Here is a 24,205-nt window from a genome sequence, read left to right as displayed (position 1 = left end):
TGGACCATGCGCGATAGATAGCCGAAGGGTGACAGTGGAGAAACTATTGTAGGCCGCCCGCGATAACGGGCGGCTCGATATCCTGGGATGATGCTCGTCTGTCGCGCCGGTGCTGCTGGCAGATGACCGCCACGGCCGCCGAGGAGGCCGTGGCGCCGGTCTCAGTGGGTCGGTTTCGGTCCGTGCAGAAACTCGCCGAAGGCGCGTGCGAGGGCTTCCGGGCGCGCGGGGTCCCGCAGTGCGTTGAGGAGTGACGAACGAACCTGGGGCAGAAACATCAGGTCGGACATCAGCAGATTGAAGGTCGACTGGTTTTGGTGTTGCGCCAGCGCGCCGAGCCAGGCTCTGGCCAGCGCCTCGTGTTCGAGGTCGTAGGCGCAGCGGCTGCCGATGGCAGCGAGGATTTCCCCATTGGCGCCCGCGCTGGCATTCAGCACCTGGGTCAGGAATTCCAGCCGCATGCCGCGTGCTGGCGAATGCGAGATTCCGCGCACGGCGGCGGCGATGATGGCGAGGTCCGGAGACTCGCCGTGCAGCTCGATTTGGGCACGCCTGATGATCCCGTCGGCCAGCTGATGGTCGACGGCCTCATTCTCGAGACACTGGCACAGGCTGATAAATACCGGCGGTGCCAGGGACGGGATGGCTTGCAGAATGACTTTCTGCTCCCCGTCCCAGCGAGCCGCCAGGTCGGCGATTCCCTGAATGGCCAGTTGATCCCAGCGGCTGGACTGTGGCTCGTGGAAATAGCTCAGCGTCGCCGCGTAATGCGAACTTGCCGGGCGCTTCAGCAACAGGGCTGCGCGGGCGTGGAAGCTGGCCTGCCGCTCCGGCGCCGGTGTAAACAGCAGGCCGCTCTGTTCGAGCGCGCCGTGCAATTGCTGCGCGGCAGATTCCGACGGCGCCTTCCCGTTCTGTTGCAGCTTCTGTGTCAGCAGGCGCAGAAATGCGTCCCTGGCCTGCAACTGCAGTTTGCCCTGTTCGTCCAGCGGCAGTCGCAGGAACCAGACGACCGGTTCACCACCTTCCTCCGGCCACAGCAGCAGCGCGACCCACGCCTGGCGTAAATAGGGGTAGGGCCAGGGCGCCTGGCCTGCTTCAAAGGCTTCGGCGGCGGTGCGGGACACCGGCTGCAGGCGCCGGCCCAGATCGAACCAGCGCAGTTTGAACTTGGCCTCGCCGATCAGGGCGCTCAGGGTGCCGCTGTCACTCATAAATAACTCGAATCTCCCGCATCAGCGCGCGGTTGCGGCCGCCGACAGCGGCATCTGCTTGAAGTGGAACCAGCCGTAGGTGATGGCCAACAGCGGGCAGACCAGGTTGAACAGCGCGTAGGGTGCATAGCTGAAGGTCGCGATGCCCAGCGTGGCACTCATGTAGGCACCACAGGTATTCCACGGAATCAGTACCGAGGTGATGGTGCCGGAATCCTCCAGTGTGCGCGACAGGTTCAGGCCGTGCAGGCCCTTGTCGGCGAAGGCTTCGCGGAACATGCGCCCGGGGATGATGATCGCCATGTACTGGTCGCCGGCGGCGGCATTCATGCCGAAGCAGGTCAGTACGGTGGAGGTCACCAGGCCACCGACGGTTTTCACCTTGGACAGGGTCCAGTCGACGATGACCTGCAGGAAGCCGGCGCGCTCCATGGCGCCGCCGAAGGCCATGGCCGAGATGATCAGCCACACGGTGTTGAGCATGCTGCTCATGCCGCCCTTGGAGAGGAGTTCGGCCACGTTTTCGTTGGGACTGGTGGACTTATAGCCGTCGAACAGGCTGTACCAGGCGCCCTTGAGGGCGGCCATTGTACCGTCGCCGCCACCCAGGCGCCGGGCGGTCTCCGGCTCGAAAACCAGCCCGATGACGCAGCCCACCAGGGCGCCGATGATCAGGGTCGGGTAGGCGGGAATCTTGCGCCAGGCCATGAACAGCAGCAGCGCCAGCGGCACCATGCTTACGAGGGAGATATTGAACTCGCCCTGCAGCGCCGACAGCAGCTCCTCGATATCCGTTGCCGAGGCGGCGCCGGTTTCGGCGGTGAGCCCGATCACGGAAAATACCACCAGCGCAATGAAAAATGCCGGCAGGGTTGTCCACACCATATGACGGATATGCAGGAACAGGTCGTTGGAGGTCACCGCCGCGGCCACATTGGTGGTGTCGGACAGCGGCGACATCTTGTCGCCGAAATAGGCGCCGGAAATGACCGCGCCAGCCGTGATCGCCGGGTCCAGGCCCAGCGCGCCAGCGATACCCATCAGCGCCACACCGAGGGTACCGGCGGTGGTCCAGCTGGAGCCGATACTGAGGCCGACGATGGCGCAGATGATGCAGCTGGCGGCGTAGAACCACTGCGGCGACAGTATCTGTACGCCGTAATAGATCATGGACGGTACGGTTCCCGCCAGGATCCAGCTGCCGATCAGCGCGCCCACCGCTAGCAGAATCAGGATGGCACCGAACACCAGGCCGATGCCGTGCAGCATGCCTCCTTCCATATCATTCCAGCTGTGGCCGTTCTTCATGCCCATCAGGGCGACCACGCCGGCACACAGCAGCAGGGCAATCTGGTTCGGGCCGTAAGAGGAGTCGGCGCCGTAGAAATACACCGACAGGGACAGAAGGGCGATCAATATCCCCAGGGGGATCAGGGCGTCCAGCAGGCTGGGCGCGCGTGGCTCGCTTTTAGATCCGGGGTGAGAGGAACTGGTATGAGTCAAGGTGAACTCCCTGTTTACTGCAAGGCCTCGGGGGCCGTGTTCATTATCGTTGTTGTAGCCGTCGGCGACGGATTGAAGCGACCTATTCTCCCGGCTGCGGGCGGTGAAGTCCACTTCGCGCGACCAGCGGAGCGGGACTGGCGGTGAGTCAGCCAGCGGCCGTCGTCTGATCGGTCAACTGGCCGGTCGGGCGCAGCGCTGGCAGTTCGGCGGCGCTTCCGGTATGTTCTGCGCCGGCCCGCAATCCGGGCGGCCCGGATATCGCGTCGTGGCCAGCGGCACGCTACCCGGGCTTGAGACCTTGTCCACAATAAGAATGAGCCAATACCGCCTTCCGGCGGACCGGCAGGTAGTGATTTCATGAGAGCAAGTGAGTTGGATCCCGCTCAGTTCGAGGATATTCGCCCCTATCGCGACGATGAAGTGCGCGAAGTACTGGATCGGCTGATCACCGATCCGGAGATGTCGCGCGCGGCCGCACATTTCCTGGTACCCAAGCTCGCCAAGCTGGAGCGTCCTCTGGCCTGGCTGGTGCGCATGTTCCTGCGCTTCGAATTCCGCAACGCCCGCGACGTGCGTGGCGTGCAGGAAGTGGTGGAGAGGTACATGGACCGGGTCATCTCCCGCACCACGTCCGAGTTCACCATTTCCGGCCTCGATACCCTGCCGAGGGATCGGGCCTGCCTGTTTGTCAGCAATCACCGCGATATCGCCATGGATCCGGCGCTCGCGATTGTGTCCATGTTCAAGGAGGGGCACGAGACTTCGCGCATCGCCATCGGTGACAACCTGCTCACCAAGCAATTCGCCACCGACATCATGAAGCTGAACAAGTGCTTCACCGTGAAGCGCAAGGCCGGCAGCCGACGCGAGAAGCTGCAATCCGCCACGCAGCTGTCGAATTACATCTACCACTCGATCGTCAACGAAAACGAGCACGTGTGGATCGCGCAGCGCTCCGGGCGCGCCAAAGATGGCCTGGACCGTACCAACCCGGCGCTGGCGGCGATGTTCGCGATGACCAAGGACAAGGAAACACCGTTTGCCGACTTCTGGCGCAAACTGCACATAGTGCCGCTCGCTATCTCCTACGAATGGGATCCCTGTGACGAGCAGAAGGCCAAGCAGCTCTATATCGAGGCGCACAAGGAGGAGTATCGCAAGGCCGCGCACGAGGATCTGGGGGCCATCGCCAAAGGGGTCATCGGCCAGAAAGGGCATGTGCACGCCGCGTTCGGCACGCCGATCGAGGGGGATTACCACAGTGTGAATGCCCTCGCCGAGGAGATAGACCGGCAGATCATCGGCAGCTACGTGCTGCATCCGACCAACCTGATCGCCTACGAAATGATCTACGGTGATGTGCCGGATCTGCCGGTAGGCTACCCGCCCAAGCCGTGGAACCCGGCGGAACATGAACAGACGCGACAGAAGTTCGAGGAGCGCATGGCGCGCATCAACGAGCGCTGGCGCGATATCGCCATCCAGGGCTATGCGAACCCGGTGGTATCCCGGCTCGCCTATGAGTGACGGGCGGTGGCTGGTTAGTGGATAATGCGCCATCCCTACCGCCACCACCGAATGCTGACCACCCATAGTGCTGAACGACCAACACAAGAAAGCCATCCAGACCGCCTACAGCCAGTTTCTCGCCGGGCGCGACCTCAAGGCCCGCTACGGGCAGAAATTGATGGTGGCCGCGATCGCGCGCACACTGGGCGCCATCGTGCAGGACGGCAGCGGCGAGCGCGACAGCGCCAAATGCAATGGCGAACACATCTGCGTGGTCGAGGCCGGTACCGGCACCGGCAAGACGGTGGCCTACCTGCTCGCCGCCATTCCCCTGGCGCAGGCCCAGGACAAGACGCTGGTGATATCCACCGCCACGGTAGCGCTGCAGGAGCAGATCATCCACAAGGACCTGCCCGAAGTGGCGCGCCACAGCGGCCTGGAATTCGATTTCTCGCTGGCCAAGGGCCGCGGCCGCTACCTGTGCCTGTCCAAGCTCGATCAGCTGTTGTCCAGCTTCTCCGCCACCGGCACCGGTATATCCCTCGGCCTCTACGAGGATGAATTGCCGCAGGTGGGCGAGGAGAGCGCCAAGCTGTACCGCGACATGGCAGACAAGCTGGCCACCGGCGGCTGGGACGGCGACCGCGACAACTGGCCGGAAACCATCGAGGTGGAGGACTGGAGCCGTGTCACCACCGACCACCGCCAGTGCAGCGGCCGCCGCTGCCCCCACGTCACCAACTGTAGTTTTTTCCGCGCCCGCGAAAGCCTCGGCAAGACCCAGGTGATTGTCGCCAATCACGACCTGCTGCTGGCGGATCTGGCCCTCGGTGGCGGCGCCATCCTGCCGCCGCCGGAGGAGAGCATCTATGTGCTCGACGAGGCGCACCACCTGCCCGACAAGGCCCTGAATCATTTCTCCCACCACAGCCGCGTCGGCGCCTCGACCGGCTGGCTGGACCAGGCGAACAAGAATCTCGGCCAGATGCTCGGCGAAATCGGTGACGGTGCGGAACTGGATCGCTGCGGCGAGCAGCTGCCGGCGCTACTGACCTCCGCCAAGCAGGGCCTCGAGCAGATGTGGCCGCTGATCGAGGAGCACTGCGAGTTCGAGGACGAACGCGGCAATGCTGCTTCCAATCGCCCCGGCAGCGCACGCCACCGCTTCGAGGGCGGCGTGGTACCGGAGCCGATCATGCTGCTGGCGGAAAAGCTGCGCGAGGATTTCGACGAGCTGGAATCCCTGCTGAACAAGATGCTGCAGGCCGCCCAGCGGCTGCTGGAGGATCCGCATTCGCCGGTGCCGGCAGTGGATCTGGAGCGCTGGTACCCGCAGCTGGGCAGCTGGTACGGCCGCGCCGAGGCCAACCTGCAGCTGTGGGCCAACTATTCCCGCGCCGATGCGGACGGCGCCCTGCCGCAGGCGCGCTGGGTCACCCTGGTCGACTGGGGCGGCTCGACCGATTTCGAGGTCTGCAGCTCGCCGATCCTGGCCGGCAAGACGCTGGACTTCAGCCTGTGGCGTCGCTGCTACGGCGCGGTGCTGACCTCCGCGACCCTGACCGCGCTGGGGAAATTCGATCGCCTGAAAATGCGCGCCGGCACGCCGGACAACGCCAGTTACCAGGTGGTGCCCAGTCCGTTCGATTTCTCCCGCGCCACCCTGCAGGTACCCGCCTGTGCGGTGGATGCCGGCAAGGCCGACGAACACACTGATGCGGTGATAGACGCTCTGCCAGACTTACTGAAGGATAGCGGCGGTGCACTGGTGCTGTTCTCCTCGCGCCGGCAGATGGAAACCGTCTACGAGGCGCTGCCGGGCACCTGGCGCAATCGCATTCTGATGCAGGGACAGAAATCCCGTCAGCAGCTGCTGGAAATTCACCGCGAGACAGTCGACGGTGGCGGCAGCAGTGTGCTGTTCGGCCTCGCCAGTTTCGCCGAGGGGCTCGACCTGCCCGGGGACTACTGCCGTCACGTGGTCATTGCCAAGCTGCCGTTTGCGGTGCCGGACGATCCGATCGAAGCGGCGCTGGCGGAGTGGATCGAGGCCAAGGGCGGCAACCCCTTTATGCAGATCACGGTGCCGGACGCCGCGCTGAAACTGGTGCAGGCCTGCGGGCGCCTGCTGCGCGCCGAGGGCGATACCGGCACCATCACGCTGCTGGATCGGCGCGTTGTGACACGCCGCTACGGGCGGGCAATTCTCGACTCGCTGCCGCCGTTTAGCCGCAGAATCGATTAAAGTGAAAGCTATGAACCCGATTTACGACGATGTCGCCACCCTGTTGCTGAAGCTCGAGGCCGAGCTGCGTCGCCTGCAGCTGTGGCAGGAGCAGGCGCCGCCCGCGGAGGCACTGGCCAGTACGGAACCCTTCTGTGTGGATACGCTCACCCTGCCGCAGTGGCTGCAGTTTGTATTTCTGCCGCGCATGATCGAGTTGATCGACGGCGTGCGTCCGCTGCCCGACCAGTGCGGTATCGCGCCGGTTGCGGAGGAATATTTCCGTGGCGGCGACTACACCGCCGGCGGGCTGATCCAGCTGCTGGCGGAGATCGACGAGCGCCTGCAGCGCGGCTAGGGCCTGCAACTATCGGGGCAACAGCTGTTCTACCAGCTGTCGCGCCCTGTCCCAGTCGATTTCCTCAACAGAGTCGATACCCTCTGCCAGCTCGGCCAGTATCCTGCGATTGATCTCGCCCTTGCGCTGCGCCTCGGCGTAGGGCAGCCGGTGAAACATGACCATGCCGTAGCGCGGCGTGAAATGGCCGGGAAAGCGCATCTCCAGCTCGAAGCCGATGGACTTTTTCAGCAGGAACTTCGGGTCGCGCACCGAATCGCGCATCTCGACGTAGTTTTCCAGCGCCATATCGGCGATGGCGTCGGCATTGGGCCGGCGCGCTTCGCTGTAGTGCCGGAAAACGTCCCACCAGTTGCCGGGCGCCCGCTCGATACACTCGTCCAGCTCCACACAGTCCTCAAACCCGCAATTCATCCCCTGGCCGTGAAACGGCACTATCGCGTGGGCCGCGTCGCCGATCAGCATCGCCGAGTCCCGCCAGTGCCAGGGCGCGCAGCGCACCGTGCCGAGGTGGCCGCAGGGGTTGTGGAAGAAATCCTGCAGCAGCGACGGCATCAGTGCAGCGGCGTCGGGAAAATATTGCCGGAAGAAGCTTTCCACCTGGGCCTCGGTCTGCAGTGCGTCAAAGCCGGGCTGTCCGCCGTTGGATTTTTCCGGCAGAAACAGCGTCACGGTGAAACTGCCATCCAGGTTCGGCAGCGCGATCAGCATAAAGCCGCCGCGCGGCCAGATATGCAGTGCTTCCTTTTCCAGCCGGAAGCTGCCACCTGGGCCGGCCGGAATCTCCAGTTCCTTGTACCGGTGGTGCAGCGGTTCTATCCGCTCGCTGCAGTCGCGGTCCGGTTGTTTACTCCGCACCTCGTCGAGCAGTAAGGCCCGGGCCCGCGAACCGGCGCCATCCGCGCCGATAAAGCGATCGAAGGGCACGTGCTGCTCCGCATCCCCCGCGTGGTCGCGAAAGCGCGCCCGCTTCTCGTCGAAGTCGATATCCAGCAGTTCGCGCTCAAAGAAAATATCCACGTTGCCGGCGGCTTCGGCGGCATCCAGTAGCAGGCCGTTCAAGGCCCCGCGCGAAACCGAATAAATCACTTCCTCGGGTCTCTGTCCGTAGGGCTGCAAGTTACAGCTGCCGTCCACGTCGTGCACCATGCGGCCGCGCATCGGGATCAGCAGTTGTGATACCCGCTCCATCAGGCCGAGTCTTTCCAGCGCGTAGATACCGCGATTGGCAAGTGCCAGGTTGATGGAACGCCCGGCGGAAATATCATGTGCGCGCAGATCCGGGCGGCGCTCGTAAACCTCCACCCGGTAGCCGCGGCGGGCGAGAAAACCGGCGGCCATGGCGCCGACCAGGCCGCCGCCGGCGATGACGATTTTTTCCTGCATCACTAAAGCCTTTTCTAGTTATTTTGCTCGGCTATTCTTCGCAAGCCGCCTTCAGAATCTCCACGAAGCGATAGACGTCTGCGAAGCGGTTGTACAGCGGCACCGGAGCGACCCGGATCACGTTGGGTTCGCGCCAGTCGCAGGTCACGCCGTGCTCCTCCAGTCGCTGGAACAGCTGGCGACCACTCAGGTGCCTTGCGTTACAGCTCAGGGACAGTTGGCAGCCGCGCTGTTCAAGGTCCTCGGGTGTGATGATGGATATATATTCGCCCACTTCGCTCTTCAGCAGGAACTGCAGATAGGCGGTTAGCTTTTCTGACTTGCTGCGCAGCGGTCCCATACCGCCGGCCTCGCTGAAAACATCCAGCGACGCGCGAATCGCGGCCAGCGAGAGTATCGGCGGATTGGACAGCTGCCAGCCCTCTGCGGTCGGGATCGGCTGGAAACGGTTTTCCATGCGGAAGCGGCTCTGCTTGTCGTGCCCCCACCAGCCGGCAAAGCGCGGCAGTTGCGTGTTCTGCGCGTGGCGGCGGTGTACAAAGCAGCCGGCCACGGAACCGGGACCGGAATTGAGGTATTTGTAACTGCACCAGCAGGCGAAATCCACATTCCACGTGTGCAACTGCAGTGGGATATTTCCCACCGCGTGGGCCAGGTCGAAGCCGACACTGATGCCGTGTTGATGGGCCAACTCCGTCAGCTCCGCCATGGGTAGTACCTGACCCGTGTAGTACTGGACCCCGGGCAGCAGCAATAACGCAATGGAGTCTCCCTGTTCCTCGATCAGGGCAGTGATGTCCTCGAGGCGTAACAGTTCTTCGCCTTCACGGGGCTTCAACAGCAGCAGTCCATCCTCGGGGTCGATACCGTGATGGCGCAGCTGGCTTTCCACCGCGTAGTGATCGGACGGAAACGCGTGGTCTTCGATCACAATCTTGTAACGTGTTGCCGACGGCCGGTAGAAACTCACCATCATCAGGTGCAGGTTGACGGTCAGCGAGTTCATCATCACCACTTCATCGCTATGCGCGCCGACCAGGTTCGCCGACGATTCGGCGAGAAATTCGTGATACGGCATCCACGGAAATTCGCAGTCGAAGTGACCCTTGACCCCGAGCGTTGCCCACTTGTCCAGTTCCTGGTTGACATAGTCCCGTGCGCGCCTGGGCTGCAGCCCGAGGGAGTTGCCACACAGGTAAATTTCCTGGCTGCCGTCGGGCTGGGCGGGAATACTGAATTCTTCCCGAAACCGCGACAGTGGATCTTCGTGATCCAGAGCCTGTGCGAATTCGATACCTGCCTCAAAATGCATACAGCGTGTCTCTTCTTATTGGTTATTCGATTTCTTCCAGCGGCATCAGCACCGGGCGGCTGGGCGCGGCATCGGTGCGAAAAGCGGGTACCTGCAGGTTAAGCAGGTAGAGGCCGTCTGCCAGCGTATCCGGCAGGTAGACCATTTCCGTGACCGTGCATTGGGTTCTCGCATCGGCGCCGAGCTTGTGGCTGCCGGCGGGGATCTGCCAGAAGCGGTGATGGTTATCCAGTGCGCCTTCGTCATACATCTTGTCGAGGCTGGGAAAGTCCACCAGCAGGTGTTCGAAGGTCAGTAACAGCTCGATCGCCTCGCTGGAGAAAAAGACCGGCGGCTGTCCCTCGGTGTAGGCGCGGTGGCATTTTTCCTCGTCATTGGGCAGCGTGCGGATGACAATGGCCGGACAGTGATTCGCCACCGGTTGCTGGCTGAGTGCCTCGGCGAGCCTTCTGCCGCTCACCACCAGGTCGCCGGCCTCGGGGTTGGGGGTGTAGGATTCATTGCAACTGCCGAGTGTCTCCGCTTTGACACTGACGACGATACAGGGAAGCAGTACGGGCGAGAGCAACTCGCCGACGGGCACCAGTTCGTCGACGATATGGCTGACGGATTCGGTGTGGGTGCCGTTGCAGTGCGGCACCAGTGTCAGGCGGGCGACATTGCAGCTGCCGCCGCGGCGGGTGTCGCCGACAAACCCGTCCGCTTCGAGGGTCTCGGCGTGGGCAATCGGAGCGCCGAAATGATTGGGCTGCGCACCGTCGAAATTCAGCGGTATTGCGATGCTCAGTGCTTTTTCGGTCTCTGTTCGATAGGTACAGCCATTCAACGTCAGGGTAAGTTCCATCTGGCGACCTCCGCCGGTCACATTGATTGCAGGAATTGACTCCGCTCCAGTCCCAACCACTCCAGTGCGGTGCCGTGCAGCAGGCGCGCCTTTACCTCATTGTCCACTGCCATGGATTTGATCAGCTTGCCCGGTTCCAGCTCGCCGAGCGGGAAGGGATAGTCGCTGCCCAGTGCTATGCGGTTCGCTCCCGCCAGCTCGATCAGGTAGTTCAGCATCTGCGGGTCGTGTACCAGCGAGTCGAAATAGATCTTGTCGAGGTAGCTCCTCGGGCTGTGGCCGTTGTCGACCGCGCAGAGATCCGGCCGCACTTCGAAGCCGTGTTCTATGCGGCCGATGGTGCCGGGGAAGGCGCCACCGCCATGGGCAAAGGCGACGCGCAATTTCGGAAACCGCTGCAGTACGCCGCCGAAGATCATCGAGCAGATGGCACGCGAGGTTTCCGCCGGCATACCCACCAGCCACGGCAGCCAGTATTTGGGCATCTGTTCGCTGCCCATCATTTCCCAGGGGTGGACAAAAATGGCGGCGCCGAGGGATTCCGCTGCGGCCCATACCGGCTGCAGGTTTTCATCGCACAGATTCCAGCCGTTGACGTGGGAGCCTATCTGTACACCGGCGAGCCCGAGTTCTTTGACACAGCGCTCCAGCTCGCGTACCGCCAGTTCCGGGGCCTGCATCGGCAGGGTACCGAGACCGACGAATCGCTGCGGCTGCTCCGCCACTACCCCGGCGATGTGGTCGTTCAGCAGTTGCGACAGGTCCAGCGTGTGCTCGGCTTTGGCCCAGTAGCTGAACATCACCGGCACTGTGGACAGTACCTGTACATGTACGCCGTGGCCGTCGCATTCCTGCAGGCGCACCTGCGGGTCCCAGCAGTTGCTCTCCACCTCGCGGAAGAAATGCTCTTCCCGCATCATGCGCGCACAGCCGCATTTGTGGTGATCCAAGTGAATAAAACCACCGTAGCCGTAACGCTCCTTCAGGTCGGGCCAGGTTTTCGGGAGTATGTGCGTGTGGATATCGATGGTCAGCATGTTTCACTCTTGCTGTGAGACGTTTCGCCGGGTAATGGCATGACGTGGCCGCACGCGTCGCAGCAGCGGTTATCCTCAGAACCGAAGAAACGGTCGAACACCGGCGGGAAATCTTTTTCAATATTGCGCAATTTGAAAAACTCTTCGTACAGCAAGTGGTTGCACTGGTCGCAATACCACTGCAGTCCGTCCAACTCGTCCTCGGTGCGCCGTCGCTCGACCACCAGGCCGACGGTGTTTTCGAAACGCTGCGGCGAGTGCGGGACTCTAGGTGGCAGCAGGAACATCTCGCCTTCGCGAATCGGAATGTCCACGACCTTGCCCTGCTGGATGGTCTTCAGCAGCATATCGCCTTCCACCTGATAGAAGAGTTCCGGCCCCTCGTCTACGTGGTAGTCCTTGCGCGTATTGGGGCCGCCCACCACCATGACAAAGAAACCCTGTTCCTCGAAGACCAGTTTGTTGCACACTGGCGGTTTCAGCAGTTCGCGGTGTTCCTCGATCCACTTGTGGAAATTGATCGGCGGCATGATGTTGGTCATGGGATGGCCTTACCTAGTCAATGGTTGCGATACATTTCAGTTCGATGGCGATCGGTGTCGGCAGCGACAGCACTTCGACGGTGGTTCGCGCCGGTTGGTTACTGCAGAAATACTCGGCATAAATTCGGTTGTAGGTGGGGAAGTCCCCTTTCATATTGGTCAGGAACACGGTGACATCCACTAGTTGCTCCCAACTGGAGCCGCACTCCTCGAGAATGTTACGGACATTGTCGAATACCGAGCGGCACTGGGTGGCGATGTCGTAGTTGACGATTTCCCCCTGCGCATTCAGCGTCACGCCGGGTATCTCCTTGCTGCCGCGCACACGCGGGCCGACACCGGAAAGGAACAGCAGGTTGCCGACCCGGCGTGCATGCGGATAGAGCCCTACCGGTTCTGGAGCCTTGCTGGAATTAAGAACGTCGCTCATTGTCTTTCCTACAGTTTGCATTCAACGTCATGCATAAATATCGGGCCGGGAGTTTTTATCGGCCCTGCTGCCGGTGAGCGCCCGAGAAAAAACCTGATCGGTAAATATTTCCCGTGCGCTTACCGGCATCAGGGCTCGCTCCGTGCCAGGACGTTCGCCATGGCGTTGCCCCACCAATGTTTGTTGGCGCGCTGCTCGGTACCATTGCCATCAGCCATAATCAACACAGACATTTTTCGCCTCGGTAAAGAAACGCAGCGCCTCCCAGCCGCCCTCGCGGCCGACCCCGGAATCCTTCATGCCGCCAAATGGCGTGCGCAGATCCCGCTGCATCCAGCAGTTGATCCACACGATACCGAAATCCAGTTGCCCGGCGAGCCGGTGGCAGCGGCTCAGGTTCTGCGACCAGATTGACGTGGCCAGGCCATAGCCGGTGCCGTTGGCGAGCCGCAGCGCTTCCTCTTCATCGGCGAACGGCTGGATGGTGGCGACGGGGCCGAAAATTTCCTGCTGATTGGTTTCGCAGTCGATTGGCAGTCCCTCGATCAGCGTCGGTGCGACAAAATATCCGTCGCGACAGCGGCCATCCATTTGCAGCCGTTCGCCGCCACATAGAATCTGCCCGCCTTCCTCTTGTGCCAGTGCGATCGCTTTCAACACCTTGTCCATATGCGCGGCGGAGACCAGCGCGCCCTGGTCGACCTCGGTGAGTGGGTCGCCAACGCGAAGTTGGCGCACCCGTCCAAGCAGTGCCGCCTGGAAGTCGGTATAGATCGATGCTTCCACATAGATGCGCGAGCCACACAGGCAGATCTGTCCCTGGTTGCTAAACGCGGCGCGCAGCACGCCGTCCAGCGCCTTTTCCCAGTCGCAATCGGCAAATACCAGCGTGGGATTCTTGCCGCCGAGCTCCAGTGACAGCTTCTTGAAGCGGGGCGCGGCTGCGGCCGCGATCTGGGCACCGGTGGCGGTGCCGCCGGTAAAAGAGATCGCCTTGATTTTCGGGTGTGCCACCAGCGCACTGCCGATGCCGCTGCCGCGCCCATGCAGGATATTCAGTACGCCGGCGGGCAGTCCGGCGTCGCGACAGATCTCCGCCAGTAGCGCGGCGGTTTTAGGAGTGACTTCCGATGGTTTGGCGATCACGCAGTTTCCCGCTGCCAGCGCGGGGGCTATCTTCCAGGTGAACAGGTACAGCGGCAGGTTCCAGGGGGAAATACAGCCGACAATGCCGAGCGGTGCGCGCAGTGTGTAGTTGATCGCGCGTTCGCCCATCGCGTGGGATTCGGAAGCGAACTGGGTGATGGCGCGGGCGAAAAAGCGGAAATTGGCCGCGGCGCGGGGGATGTCGACACTGCGCGCCAATGCGACGGGCTTGCCATTGTCTCGCGATTCCGCTTCCGCCAGGCTGTCGAGATTCTTCTCGATCAATGCAGCGATACGCTCGAGGTGGCGGGCGCGTTCTTCGAGATCGAGTGCACGCCAATTTGGCTGGGCGGCTTCTGCGGCGGCGACTGCCGCTTCCAGGTCGCCGTCAGTGGAGTCGACCAGTTTTCCGTAGACCTGGCCGGTTGCCGGCTCGATATTGTCCAGCAGCCGGGCATCCGCCGGCGGCTGCACCATCTCGCCATTGATATAGTTGCGGATGCAGCTGTCGAGCGCGGCCATCACAGACACCCGGTCCGGCCGCCGTCCACCGGCAGGTTTACGCCGTTGATGTAGGAGGCTGCCGGCGAGGCGAGGAAGGCCACCGCGTTGGCGATTTCTGCCGCCTCGCCGAAGCGGCCCATCGGGATGCTGGCCTTCTCCGTCTCCTCCACCTCCTTTCGGCTCTTGCCCTGCTTATTCGCCTTGTTGTCGATGATGGCGTCCAGCCGCACGGTGGCGGTCGCACCCGGCAGTACATTGTTGACGGTAATGTTGAACTGGCCGAGCTCATTGGCGAGGGTCTTGGCCCAGCTCGCCACGGCTCCGCGCACGGTGTTGGATACGCCGAGGCCGTTCAGTGGCTGCTTGACCGAGGTGGAAATAATATTGATCACTCGGCCGTAGCCGGCGCTCTGCATTCCCGGCAACAGGGCCTGCACCAGGGTCTGGTTGGATATCAGGTGCAGGTTGAAGGCGTCGATGAAGGCCTGCGGATCCGCAGTATGAGCCGGGCCCGGCAGCGGGCCGCCGGTATTGTTGACCAGGATTTCGCAGGGACCCGCTGTTGCCAGTTGCTGTTCCACGGCCGCCTTGACCTGGGCCGGTTCGGCGAAGTCTGCCACCAGTACGGCGTGTGTCTGTCCGGCGGATGTGTCCAGGGTTTCCCTAACCGCTTCGAGTTTTTCCCGGTTGCGAGAGAACAGCACCACCGATGCCCCCAGGGCGGCCAGCTGCTGCGCACAGGCTTTGCCGATTCCCTGGCTGGAGCCGCAAACCAGCGCGCGCTTGCCGAGCAAATTCAAATCCATCATCAATCCCCGCTATAGGTTTGAGAGTTTCGAGAGTTCCGAGAGTTTCAGGTTGGGTGTCAGTGCTTCCAGTGGCAGTTGCAGTTCCAGCAGTGCCGGTTTGTTTGCGGCCGTGGCGGCCGCATAGGCGGATGCGAATTGCTGTGTCTCCGCGACGGCTTCCGCGTGAAAACCGTAGGCCCGCGCCAGGGCGACGAAGTCCGGGTTATACAGGTCGGTGGCGGAAGTGCGGCCGGGATAGTTGCGCTCCTGGTGCATGCGGATGGTGCCGAGACTGCCGTTGTTGACCACGATCAGCAGGATATTGGCGCCGTACTGGCAGGCGGTGGCCATTTCCTGCAGGGTCATTTGCAGGCAGCCGTCGCCGGCGAAGCAGATCACCTGCCGCTGCGGAAAGCGCAACTTGGCCGCGATGGCGGCCGGCAGGCCGTAGCCCATGGAGCCGCTGATCGGCGCCAGCTGTGTGTTCGCACGGCGGTAGCGAAAAAAGCGATGTACCCAGATCGCGTAGTTGCCGGCGCCGTTGCAGATGATGGCGTCATCCTCCAACTGCTCTCGCAGCCAGGTCACTATCTCGCCGTACTGCAGGGGGCCGGGGATCGGCTGCGGGCTGTTCCACTGCTCGTAGTCCGCGCGTGCGCTTTCCACCCAGCTGCTTCGCGCGGCTGTGGCTTCCGGCGGAGATTCGTCGAGTAGCACACTGAGCAGGCGCTCCATGCCCGCATTAATGGCCAGTTCTACAGCTGGCGCCGCGGCCAACTCCTCGGCGCTCGGGTGTACATAAATGATTTTCTGCTGACCGCCCGGCTGCAGGATGCCGTAGTTCTGCGTGACGATTTCGCTGAAGCGGCCGCCCAGGCATATCACCAGATCCGCTGACTCGATGCGCCGGCGCAACGCCGGGTTGATGCCCAGACCGACATCGCCGATGTACAGGGGGTTGTCGTTATCGAAGTTATCCTGGCAGCGGAACGCGGCCGCCACCGGTAGCTGGTGGCTCTCGCACCAGGCGTGCAGCTGTTCGCGGCTATCGGACCAGTTCGCCTCGCCGCACAGGACCAGTGGCTTGCGGCTCTGTGTCAGCAGGCGGTTGAAATGATCGATGTCGGCTTGATTGGGGGAAGGGCTGGCGGGGGCTGGCGGGGTGCCGAGAACGGGTGGAGTCGCTGTCTCGCGCAACATGTCCTCGGGAAGCGCCAGCACCACCGGGCCGGGCCTGCCGGCGCGGGCGACGGCGAAGGCGCGTTGCACATATTCCGCCATGCGCTGTGCGCTATCGACCTCAGCCACCCACTTGGCGATGCCGCCGAACATCTGTCGGTAGTCGATTTCCTGGAATGCTTCCCGGTCGCGGGTATCGCGGGCGACCTGGCCGATAAAAAGCACCATCGGAATCGATGCCTGGCGCGCCAGGTGTACCCCGGCGCTGGCATTGGTGGCACCCGGACCCCGGGTAACGAAACAGGCCCCGGGGTTGCCGCTGAGCTTGCCATCGGCAGCCGCCATCATCGCCGCGCCGCCTTCCTGCCGGCAGGTAATCACCTGAATTTCCGGTGCGTCCACGAAGGCGTCGAGCACTGCCAGATAACTTTCGCCCGGCACACAGAAGGCGCGCTCAACACCCTCGACCTGCAGGCACTGTACGAGAATCTGGCCGCCGCTGGACGTGCGCAGATTTACTGTCTCGGTCATTGTCTTATTCTTATTGTGACTACAAAGCCATATCTCCCGACTATACCCCGCCATGAAGTTGGATACAAAGCGAGGGGATTGTGGCGATGTCGACGGGGGAGAGTGGCACGGCTGCAGGAAGTCTTTTACTCGAGGGCCATCTTCCAGTAAGTAAGGATTCACTGCTTCTGGCAGCGCCGTATCCTAGCCGGTCTGGCTATACTTTCCGCCGACAACGGCCGGGCAGGTGCAAACTCCAGTGTACCCAAAGCGGGCATATCCCGGTCCATCGCTGTTCAGTGGCCGGGCGAATGCGCTAATATCCGCCTTTTGCTCAAAGCGGAGGCGGGACTCTCCGGCAAATAAAAAGCACGGATAGCCAGATTGCGATAGTCGCACAGGGACGGCCGAGAAGGCCTTAAGGTAGTTGATTAAAATGCGGACTTTTTCCCCTCTATGGTTATTGCTGGCTTCTCAGTTGCTGGTGGGCTGTGAGTCGCTGCATTTTCCCTGGGAGAAGGGCGCGGCGACAGTCATACCGGGTACGGGAACTGTCGAAGCACCCCAGCAGGCAGGGGAGGGCGCGCAGTGCCCGGAACCGGTGGAGGTTGTCTGTGCGGAGCCCGAGGTCAAAGTTGTTGAGCGCGTGATCGAACGAAGGTTCGAAAAGGTGGTCGAAGTGCCCGTCGCCAAGGATAGGCTGGTATTGGGTGCCGTGGAGACCGTCTCCATTGAGCCCGGTGGCCTGCTGTTCGAATCGGTCATAGATACCGGGTCAGCCACTTCCACACTTGGTGTTCAGGAGCTGAAACGCTTTGAGCGCGATGGCAAGGAGTGGGTGAGATTGAAGCTGGCGGCGCCGGACGATGGCTCCGAGGCAGATGCGACCACCGTCGAACTGCCAATCAAGCGCCATATCCGTGTGGTGCGTCCGGGCTTCGAAAGTCAGCGGCGGCCGGTCGTGGAGATGAGCCTGACCGTAGGCGATATCACCCACATGGTTGAGGTCAACCTGACTGACAGCAGCAGCTCCAAGTACCCGATGCGGGTCGGGCGCAATTTCCTCAAGGATGCGGCGGTCGTCGACGTGAGCCGGCGTAACGTCCAGGGCGAGCCCAGTACGCCATCTAACAAATAAACGTAAAAGATTTTTGGCCCCGGTATTGCCGGCGCCTTTAGCACTATGGGGAATGGCGAATGTCGCCACGCGCTCAGGTTTATATTCTGGCTGCACTGCTCGCGCTGATGGGGGCGGGGCTCACAATCTACAAAAATCGCGAACTCGGCTTCCCGCTATTGCCCGGGGAATACCGCACCGTCTGGACTATTGAAGCCAAGGTGCGCTTCAACGCAGACGGTGGTCCGGTCAAGGCCGCCCTGACCCTGCCGCGCGAACAGCGCAATATGGAGGTGTTGGGCGAGACCTTCAGCTCTTCCGGTTACGGCTTCAATATCATTCGTGAAAACGACGAATACCGCGCGGTGTGGTCGCGCCGTTCGGCCAGCGGCACCCAGTCGCTGTTCTATCAGCTGGACGTGCACCAGACTCCGGGGGCGCCGCTCGAGCAACCACTGGACCTCAGCACCCAGGTGCGCAAACCCTTCCTGGAGGCGCGGGAACAGGAAGCCGTGCGCATGGCCATATATTCGCTGGTGGAAACTGCGCACCAGCGCTCCTCCGATACCAAGACTTTTACCACTCAGTTGCTCACCGCGCTGGGCGATAAAAGAAATCAGGACCGCAATCTGATTTTCGGCTACTACAAAGACCGCTCGCTGGTTGACGTGGCGCTGGTCGTGCTTGCGGCCGCCGACATTCCGGCACACCGTATTCGCGGCCTGTACCTGGAAGACGACCGCCGCCGGCTGGATCCCGAAGACCTGCTCGAGGTCTACGACGGCAAGCGCTGGGTGGTATTTGAACCGACCACCGGCTCGCCAGGCGTGCCGAAGAACTTTTTCATCTGGCAGCGCGGCGGCAAGAGCCTGCTGGACGTGGAAGGGGGGCGCAACTCCCAGGTGACCTTCTCTGTCATTGCCAACGACGTGCCGGCGCGCGATGTATCGATGCTGAGCACCAGTAAGGAAAAAGAGGCGTTGGTGGACTTTTCCATCTACAGCCTGCCGATCGAACAGCAGAGTATTTTCAAACTGATTCTGCTGGTGCCGGTGGGGGCGCTGGTGGTCGTACTGCTGCGGGTATTTGTCGGGCTGCGTACCTCCGGTACCTTCATGCCGGTGCTGCTGGCGATTGCTTTCATCGAAACCCAGCTGTTTACCGGCCTGTCGATCTTTACCCTGATTCTTGTGCTGGGTTTGTGGGTGCGCTTTTACTTGAGTCGCCTGAACCTGTTACTGGTGGCGAGGATCGCGGCGGTGGTGGTGACGGTAGTGATATTGATGGGGGCCATCAGTGTCATTAGCTACAAGCTGGGTATTGAGCAGGCACTGACCGTAACCTTCTTCCCGATGATTATTCTCGCCTGGACCATTGAACGCATGTCCATTGTCTGGGAGGAAGACGGCCCTTACGAAGTGGTCGTGCAGGCCGGCGGCAGCCTGTTGGTGGCGGTGCTCGCCTGGTGGGTGATGACCAATAGCTATATAGAACACTGGACTTTCAATTTCCCCGAGCTGTTGCTGGTGCTGCTGGCCTTGATTCTGGTGATCGGCAATTACACCGGTTTCCGCCTTGGCGAGCTAATGCGCTTCAGACAGTTGGTGAAATAGGTACCCCGAATGCTCAGCTTTTCGATGAAGCATGTGATTACCAAGCTGCGGGGTGGCCTGGTGTCGCCGCTCGCGCTGCACCGGATGGGTATCCTGGGCATGAACGCGCGCAATATCAACTACATTGCGCGCTACAACGATCGCGACAAGTATCCAATTGTCGACGACAAGCTCAATACCAAGCGCGCCGCGAAGCGCTATGGCATCCCCGTTCCAGAATTGATTGCCGCATTTGAAACCCAGCCCAGCCGCAAGCGTGTCATGGAGGTTATCGAGCCGCTGTGGCAGTTTGTGATCAAGCCTGCGCGAGGTTCTGGCGGCAAGGGTATTCTGGTGATCGTCGGACGCGACGGCGACAAGTACAAGAAACCCTCCGGCGCCGAAGTCACGGCTTTGGACATTTTGCGCCATGTCAGCAACATTCACAGCGGCCTTTACAGCCTGGGCGGCAAGCCGGATCGGGTAATGATCGAGGCGCTGGTGGATTTTGATCCGGTCTTCGACAACTACTCGTTTGAAGGTGTGCCGGATATCCGGGTCATTGTATTTCGCGGTTTTCCGGTAATGGCGATGTTGCGCTGTTCAACCCACGATTCCGATGGCAAGGCCAACCTGCACCAGGGGGCGGTCGGTGTTGGAATCGACCTGGCGACCGGCAAGAGCTGCCACGCAGTGCAGCGCGGCCTGCGTATCAACAAGCACCCGGATACCGAGATGCCGTTCGACAAGCTGGAAGTGCCGGGCTGGCGCGACCTGGTTCGGCTGGCATCCAGCTGTTACGAGATGACGGGGCTCGGTTATCTCGGCTGTGATATCGTGCTCGATCGCCAGCGCGGCCCGCTGCTGCTGGAGGCCAATGCCCGCCCCGGTCTTGCTATCCAGGTGGCGAACGGCGTCGGCTTGCGTAAGCGCCTGCGGTATATCGAGAACCTGGACCTGGAACAGCTGGAAAAAAATGCCGACGAGAGGGTGGCTTTCTCCATGCAGGAGTTTGCCGCTGGCAGAAGGCTGTAACGCAAGGAGTTGAGTTTCCCTCAGGCATTAAAAAGGCGAACCAGAGGTTCGCCTTTTTTGTCGGCCGGATTCCACATCAGGTGGCGGAAACCGGACACAGGTGGAACTGTTCCGTCATGATCTGCAGGCGCTTGCGCTGCATCTTCAGACTGTACTCCAGCTCCTTCACCCGCGTACGGATAGCGGCAGATTCCCATTTTGCGAGCAGGCGCTCGCGGGCGTTTTCGTAGCGGTGTGCCTGCAGCTCTTTCCACTCATTCAGTGCGGCGGAGAACTCCTGTGCTTCCTTCTCCAGCAGCTGGCGCCAGCTGTCTTTGTGGCGGGACTGCTGCAGTTTCTGCTCCGCGCGCTTGAACTGCATCGTCAGTATGGCGCGCTGAATACGCATTGTCGGTACTGTCTTGAGGTTTCGCGCGAGGCCGAGCCAGCTGGCAGTTCTGATCAGCCACTTGGTCGGATCCCACTGGTACCAGCGGATGCCGTTGCGGTAGTCGGTCTGAAAGATATGGTGGTAATTGTGGTAGCCCTCACCGAAAGTGAAAAAGGCGAGCAGGTCGTTGTCCCGCGCGGTGTTTTCATCGGTGTAGGGGCGGCGGCCCCAAATATGCGCCAGCGAATTGATAAAGAAGGTCGTGTGGTGGTTGACCACGATGCGCAGCACGCCGGCGAGCAACAGCATGCCGATAATGTCGCCGGTCAAGATGCCCAGAAGTAGCGGCAATCCGAGGTTCATCGCCAGGGTGATCGGCACGTAGTGATTGTGTTGCCACATCACGATCTTGTCCCGCTGCAGGTCCTTGGCGTTGTCGAAGTCGACTTTACCGCTCGGGTAATCCCGCAACATCCAGCCGATATGGGAGAACCAGAAACCGCGCCTGGCGGAGTAAGGGTCCCGATCGTTGTCATCGACGTGGCGATGGTGGCGGCGGTGGCCGGAGCTCCAGATCAGAATGCTGTTTTGCAGTGCCGCGGCGCCAAACAGGGCGAACAGCAGCCGCAGGGACCAGTGGGCTTCATAGGTGCGGTGCGACCACAGGCGGTGGTAGCCGGCAGTGATCGACAGGCCGCACAGGGCGCCGTAAACCGCAAACGCCAGCCATTGATACCAGTGGTAGCCGTACAGCACACCGTACAGCGGCACGAGAATCAGCGCCGCGAGAGCCGTGCTGGAAAACAGGATGGTAGTTACCCACAGGCGAGGTGGGTTCGAGGGCCCGGAGTTCTCGGGGACTGCATTCATAAAACAACCTTAGTAAGTACGCTACTGCGCGGGTCGGCTCGCAGAGTGTTCCATTGTAAACCGAGACTGCTTAGTCGATTTTTTCCGCCCCGCTAATCGATGATGCTAACCGATCACCGCAGCCAAGACACGCTTGTTGCAGGCGGTTTGAGAACTGTGAAAGGTTTGAAAGTCACACTTTGCTTACTTTTGGTGCGCCCAGGATCGCGGGAGAACCTTGTTGGTTCACACGCCTGCAGCAAAGTATCCGCTCAGATGGCGCAGCGCCCCTTTTTCAGCTTATCTGCAAAGTTGGCATAGGGGTTGCAAATACCCTGATGTGGGTCGCAAGACCCGCGCTCCGGGAATCCATCACGGGTTATGGCAAAAAGTTATTAATGCGTGACTTCCCGTTTTCTCTCATCATCGCTGATTCAGGCCCCGCATTGCGGGGCCTTTTTTTTGCGGGTTGCTGACCGGCGCTCATATAACCAATCGCTCATGGCCTGGTGAAAATGCAGCTTTTCGTTATATGCAGGCGGGTCAACAGCTCTTTTCACGCCCCGGGATAAATGATTCACTTAGTGAGAAACCCTGATGTATTGAAGAAGAGACCAGCTTGTCCGAGTCATCCTCCCGCGAAAATTGTGATTTGCCGCTACAGCTGGCCGCGCCTGACGAGCTGGACGGGCTTACACCTGCCGAGCTGGCCCGCCAGGCAGCCTATCTGCAGAGCCTGCTGTTGGATGCAGATTGCGGCGTCTGGGAGTGGCATCCGCGCAGTGGCCGACAGCGGGCGCAGGGCGCCTTGTGGTCGGTGTTTGCCGATGACACACAGGCGGCGCTATCGGGGCTCTGTACCGGTACCGAGTTGTGCATGGTGCACTCAGATGATCGCGCCAAGTTGCTGGCGCTGCGCCAACGAATCAGCAGCCAGGGTGGCTCTTTCGACACCACCTTCCGCGCCTTTGACAGTAGCGGCCAGCTGTATTGGCTGAGAATCTGGGGGCGATCCATCAGCGTCGATGGCGAAGACGGTGAGCGTGTCATTATCGGTAGCTGCGCGGACTATACGGAGGCGCTGTCCGGACGTTTCCTGTCCAAGCTGCCCGGGGAGCGGCCACTACAGACCCTGGCCGGCGTGAGCGACGGCCTCTGGGAGTGGGACTTACGCGCCGATGAAGTCGTGCTGGACAAAGGCTGCTGGGCCATGATCGGCTTCGAGCAGTGCCCGGTGGATACGGTCGCACGCACTGCCCTGGCACACTGGAAGTCGCGGATGTTGCCGGAGGATTTTCCCCGCGCCGAGCAGGCATTCAGGGATCACGTTGGCGAGCAGCTGCCGCTGGATGTCGAATTTCGTCTCTGGCACCGGGACGGCGGCATTGTCTGGGTGCGCTGCCGCGGTCAGGCGCAGCGCAACAGCGACGGTAAGCCCGTACGTGTACTCGGTGTGCTGCAGGATATCACCGGCAACAGGGAAGCACTGCTGCGTGCCGAGCGGGAGCTGAAACAGTTACGTCAGGGCAACGCCAACCGCGCCGATCTGCTATTCAGCCTCAGTCACGAACTGCGCACACCACTGAACGCCATCCTCGGCTACAGCCAGATGGTGGAGCTGGATCAAAGCCTCAATCCGGATCAGCGACAGCGACTCGGCGAAATCCGCCGCGCCGGGCAGCACTTGCTGCATCTGGTCGGCGATGTGCTGGAGCTGGCGCGGATCGACAGCCAGCGGCTGGCTCCGTCGATGGAGCCGATGCAGCCCGCCGCGCTGGTGGCAGACTGCAAGCGTCTACTGGAGCCGCTGGCGGAGACGCGGCGAGTCAGTCTTATTTTCGAGCCCCTCGGTTGGGAGTCCGCCTATATCTGCGCCGACCCGGTGCGTTTTAAGCAGGTAGTGCTGAACCTGGCCGGAAATGCGGTGAAATACAATCGCGAAAACGGCCGCGTGGTGATCAACTTCGCCCCGCAGGCGGAGGGGTGGCTGCGATTAAGTATTCTCGATACGGGCAAGGGCATTCCCGAAGAGAAGCGCGCGGAGGTATTCGAACCCTTCAACCGGCTGGGCGCAGAGAAGGGACAGATAGAGGGCACCGGAGTCGGACTGGCGATTGCCAAGCGTCTCACCGAGGCGATGGGGGGGCGCATCGATTTCGACAGTCACGAGGACCAGGGATCCGTTTTCTGGATCGAGTTTCCGCTGATCGATGCCCCAATGGAATTGATGCAGCTGTCTGCGCAGCCGAGCGCGGCGATAAAGCTGCCGCCGTGCCGCTTGCTGCAGATAGAAAATCGACCCTCGGCAATCGAGCGACTGAAATCCATGCTGCGCGGCTCCTCCCAGGTCCAGCACCTGGTGGCGACCGATGCGGTTGAGGCGATATTTACCGCACGAACCCAGAGCCTAGACATTATCGTGTTCGACTGCGCCGTGCCGGGCATGTCTGCCGCCGACGTGGCGCGTATCCTGAGAGAGGATCCGCTCACCGAGAAGATTCGCTTTGTGATAGTGGGGAAATGCAGTGAAGCGGAGCCTGATGCGGCACTTCCCGAAGAGTTCGAACTGGCACAATTGTGCCGAGTACTGGAGCGCTGCGCCCCCGACCCGGCATAGGCAGGGACCTGCAGTCCGGTTTTAACAAGAATAAATGTTTTCTTGGCGGTCGCTCGTCTAAACTGGCGGTTTTCTGATATCACCGGCTGATCGAAAGTAATCAGGCAGTATTCCCGGAACGATACTAATAAACAGA

At 61.4% G+C, this 24,205-nt stretch carries 19 protein-coding genes; 7 read left to right on the top strand and 12 right to left on the bottom strand.

Translation table 11 applies throughout. From position 1 onward, the window contains the following. Positions 1 to 161: 161 nt before the first annotated feature. Positions 162 to 1,214: a DUF3549 family protein gene (locus tag BLW36_RS13175; protein WP_091389380.1), complete on the bottom strand. Its 1,053-nt coding sequence runs from the start codon at positions 1,212 to 1,214 to the stop codon at positions 162 to 164. Between the two features lie 21 nt (positions 1,215 to 1,235). Then, on the bottom strand, positions 1,236 to 2,717 hold the full coding sequence (gene nhaC / locus BLW36_RS13170; RefSeq protein ID WP_091389376.1) for a Na+/H+ antiporter NhaC: 1,482 nt from the start codon (positions 2,715 to 2,717) through the stop codon (positions 1,236 to 1,238). Positions 2,718 to 3,077: 360 nt separating this feature from the next. On the opposite strand from nhaC, the gene BLW36_RS13165 reads away from it, so the two are divergent. From BLW36_RS13165 to BLW36_RS13155, 3 genes are all read left to right on the top strand, one after another. Continuing rightward, positions 3,078 to 4,247: a 1-acyl-sn-glycerol-3-phosphate acyltransferase gene (locus tag BLW36_RS13165; protein WP_091389373.1), complete on the top strand. Its 1,170-nt coding sequence runs from the start codon at positions 3,078 to 3,080 to the stop codon at positions 4,245 to 4,247. A 67-nt stretch (positions 4,248 to 4,314) separates the two neighbouring features. Then, positions 4,315 to 6,474: an ATP-dependent DNA helicase DinG gene (dinG, locus tag BLW36_RS13160; RefSeq protein WP_091389370.1), complete on the top strand. Its 2,160-nt coding sequence runs from the start codon at positions 4,315 to 4,317 to the stop codon at positions 6,472 to 6,474. A gap of 10 nt (positions 6,475 to 6,484) precedes the next feature. Next, the gene (locus BLW36_RS13155; RefSeq protein WP_091389368.1) at positions 6,485 to 6,811 is read left to right on the top strand and encodes a YqcC family protein; all 327 of its coding nucleotides are present in this window, start codon (positions 6,485 to 6,487) and stop codon (positions 6,809 to 6,811) included. A 9-nt stretch (positions 6,812 to 6,820) separates the two neighbouring features. Here BLW36_RS13155 and BLW36_RS13150 read toward each other — a convergent pair whose 3' ends face one another. From BLW36_RS13150 to BLW36_RS13110, 9 genes are all read right to left on the bottom strand, one after another. Then, positions 6,821 to 8,197 (bottom strand): FAD-dependent oxidoreductase, encoded by a 1,377-nt coding sequence (locus tag BLW36_RS13150; protein WP_170833213.1) that lies wholly within the window; start codon positions 8,195 to 8,197, stop codon positions 6,821 to 6,823. Between the two features lie 31 nt (positions 8,198 to 8,228). Further along, complete coding sequence (kynU, locus tag BLW36_RS13145; protein ID WP_091389360.1) at positions 8,229 to 9,509, bottom strand: kynureninase; 1,281 nt, start codon at positions 9,507 to 9,509, stop codon at positions 8,229 to 8,231. Positions 9,510 to 9,531: 22 nt separating this feature from the next. Continuing rightward, positions 9,532 to 10,353 carry a cyclase family protein gene (locus BLW36_RS13140; protein ID WP_091389356.1) on the bottom strand — a complete coding sequence of 274 codons (822 nt, stop codon included), beginning with the start codon at positions 10,351 to 10,353 and terminating at the stop codon, positions 9,532 to 9,534. 17 nt (positions 10,354 to 10,370) lie between these two features. After that, positions 10,371 to 11,390 (bottom strand): amidohydrolase family protein, encoded by a 1,020-nt coding sequence (locus BLW36_RS13135; RefSeq protein ID WP_211567204.1) that lies wholly within the window; start codon positions 11,388 to 11,390, stop codon positions 10,371 to 10,373. After that, positions 11,384 to 11,932 (bottom strand): 3-hydroxyanthranilate 3,4-dioxygenase, encoded by a 549-nt coding sequence (locus BLW36_RS13130; RefSeq protein ID WP_091389353.1) that lies wholly within the window; start codon positions 11,930 to 11,932, stop codon positions 11,384 to 11,386. The genes BLW36_RS13135 and BLW36_RS13130 overlap by 7 nt, the downstream gene beginning before the upstream one ends. Positions 11,933 to 11,945: 13 nt before the next feature. Then, positions 11,946 to 12,362, bottom strand: a complete 417-nt coding sequence (locus BLW36_RS13125) for a RidA family protein (protein ID WP_091389350.1) — start codon at positions 12,360 to 12,362, stop codon at positions 11,946 to 11,948. A 210-nt stretch (positions 12,363 to 12,572) separates the two neighbouring features. Then, positions 12,573 to 14,030 (bottom strand): aldehyde dehydrogenase, encoded by a 1,458-nt coding sequence (locus tag BLW36_RS13120; protein ID WP_091389347.1) that lies wholly within the window; start codon positions 14,028 to 14,030, stop codon positions 12,573 to 12,575. Further along, the gene (locus BLW36_RS13115; protein WP_170833212.1) at positions 14,030 to 14,818 is read right to left on the bottom strand and encodes an SDR family oxidoreductase; all 789 of its coding nucleotides are present in this window, start codon (positions 14,816 to 14,818) and stop codon (positions 14,030 to 14,032) included. The genes BLW36_RS13120 and BLW36_RS13115 overlap by 1 nt, the downstream gene beginning before the upstream one ends. Positions 14,819 to 14,830: 12 nt before the next feature. Continuing rightward, the gene (locus BLW36_RS13110) at positions 14,831 to 16,510 is read right to left on the bottom strand and encodes a thiamine pyrophosphate-binding protein (RefSeq protein WP_091389341.1); all 1,680 of its coding nucleotides are present in this window, start codon (positions 16,508 to 16,510) and stop codon (positions 14,831 to 14,833) included. Positions 16,511 to 16,925: 415 nt separating this feature from the next. Here BLW36_RS13110 and BLW36_RS13105 point away from each other — a divergent pair, with 415 nt between their 5' ends. From BLW36_RS13105 to BLW36_RS13095, 3 genes are read left to right on the top strand one after another with little or no spacing between them, the layout of a single operon-like run. Next, the gene (locus tag BLW36_RS13105) at positions 16,926 to 17,627 is read left to right on the top strand and encodes an ATP-dependent zinc protease family protein (RefSeq protein WP_091389338.1); all 702 of its coding nucleotides are present in this window, start codon (positions 16,926 to 16,928) and stop codon (positions 17,625 to 17,627) included. Positions 17,628 to 17,686: 59 nt separating this feature from the next. Next, positions 17,687 to 19,219: a UUP1 family membrane protein gene (locus BLW36_RS13100; protein WP_091389334.1), complete on the top strand. Its 1,533-nt coding sequence runs from the start codon at positions 17,687 to 17,689 to the stop codon at positions 19,217 to 19,219. Between the two features lie 9 nt (positions 19,220 to 19,228). Further along, a complete protein-coding gene (locus BLW36_RS13095; protein WP_091389332.1) occupies positions 19,229 to 20,233 on the top strand; it encodes an alpha-L-glutamate ligase-like protein in 1,005 nt (334 codons plus the stop codon). Between the two features lie 76 nt (positions 20,234 to 20,309). Here the strand turns inward: BLW36_RS13095 and BLW36_RS13090 are convergent, their stop codons facing one another. Next, positions 20,310 to 21,473: an acyl-CoA desaturase gene (locus BLW36_RS13090; protein WP_091389330.1), complete on the bottom strand. Its 1,164-nt coding sequence runs from the start codon at positions 21,471 to 21,473 to the stop codon at positions 20,310 to 20,312. Positions 21,474 to 22,071: 598 nt separating this feature from the next. Between BLW36_RS13090 and BLW36_RS13085 the strand changes: the two genes are divergently transcribed. After that, positions 22,072 to 24,069, top strand: coding sequence for a hybrid sensor histidine kinase/response regulator (locus BLW36_RS13085; RefSeq protein ID WP_091389325.1), 1,998 nt, complete (start codon positions 22,072 to 22,074; stop codon positions 24,067 to 24,069). Positions 24,070 to 24,205: the final 136 nt, after the last annotated feature.

The organism is Microbulbifer marinus (assembly GCF_900107725.1).
In the GTDB taxonomy this organism is placed as follows: domain Bacteria; phylum Pseudomonadota; class Gammaproteobacteria; order Pseudomonadales; family Cellvibrionaceae; genus Microbulbifer; species Microbulbifer marinus.
This window is presented reverse-complemented; position numbering and strand designations above follow the sequence as displayed.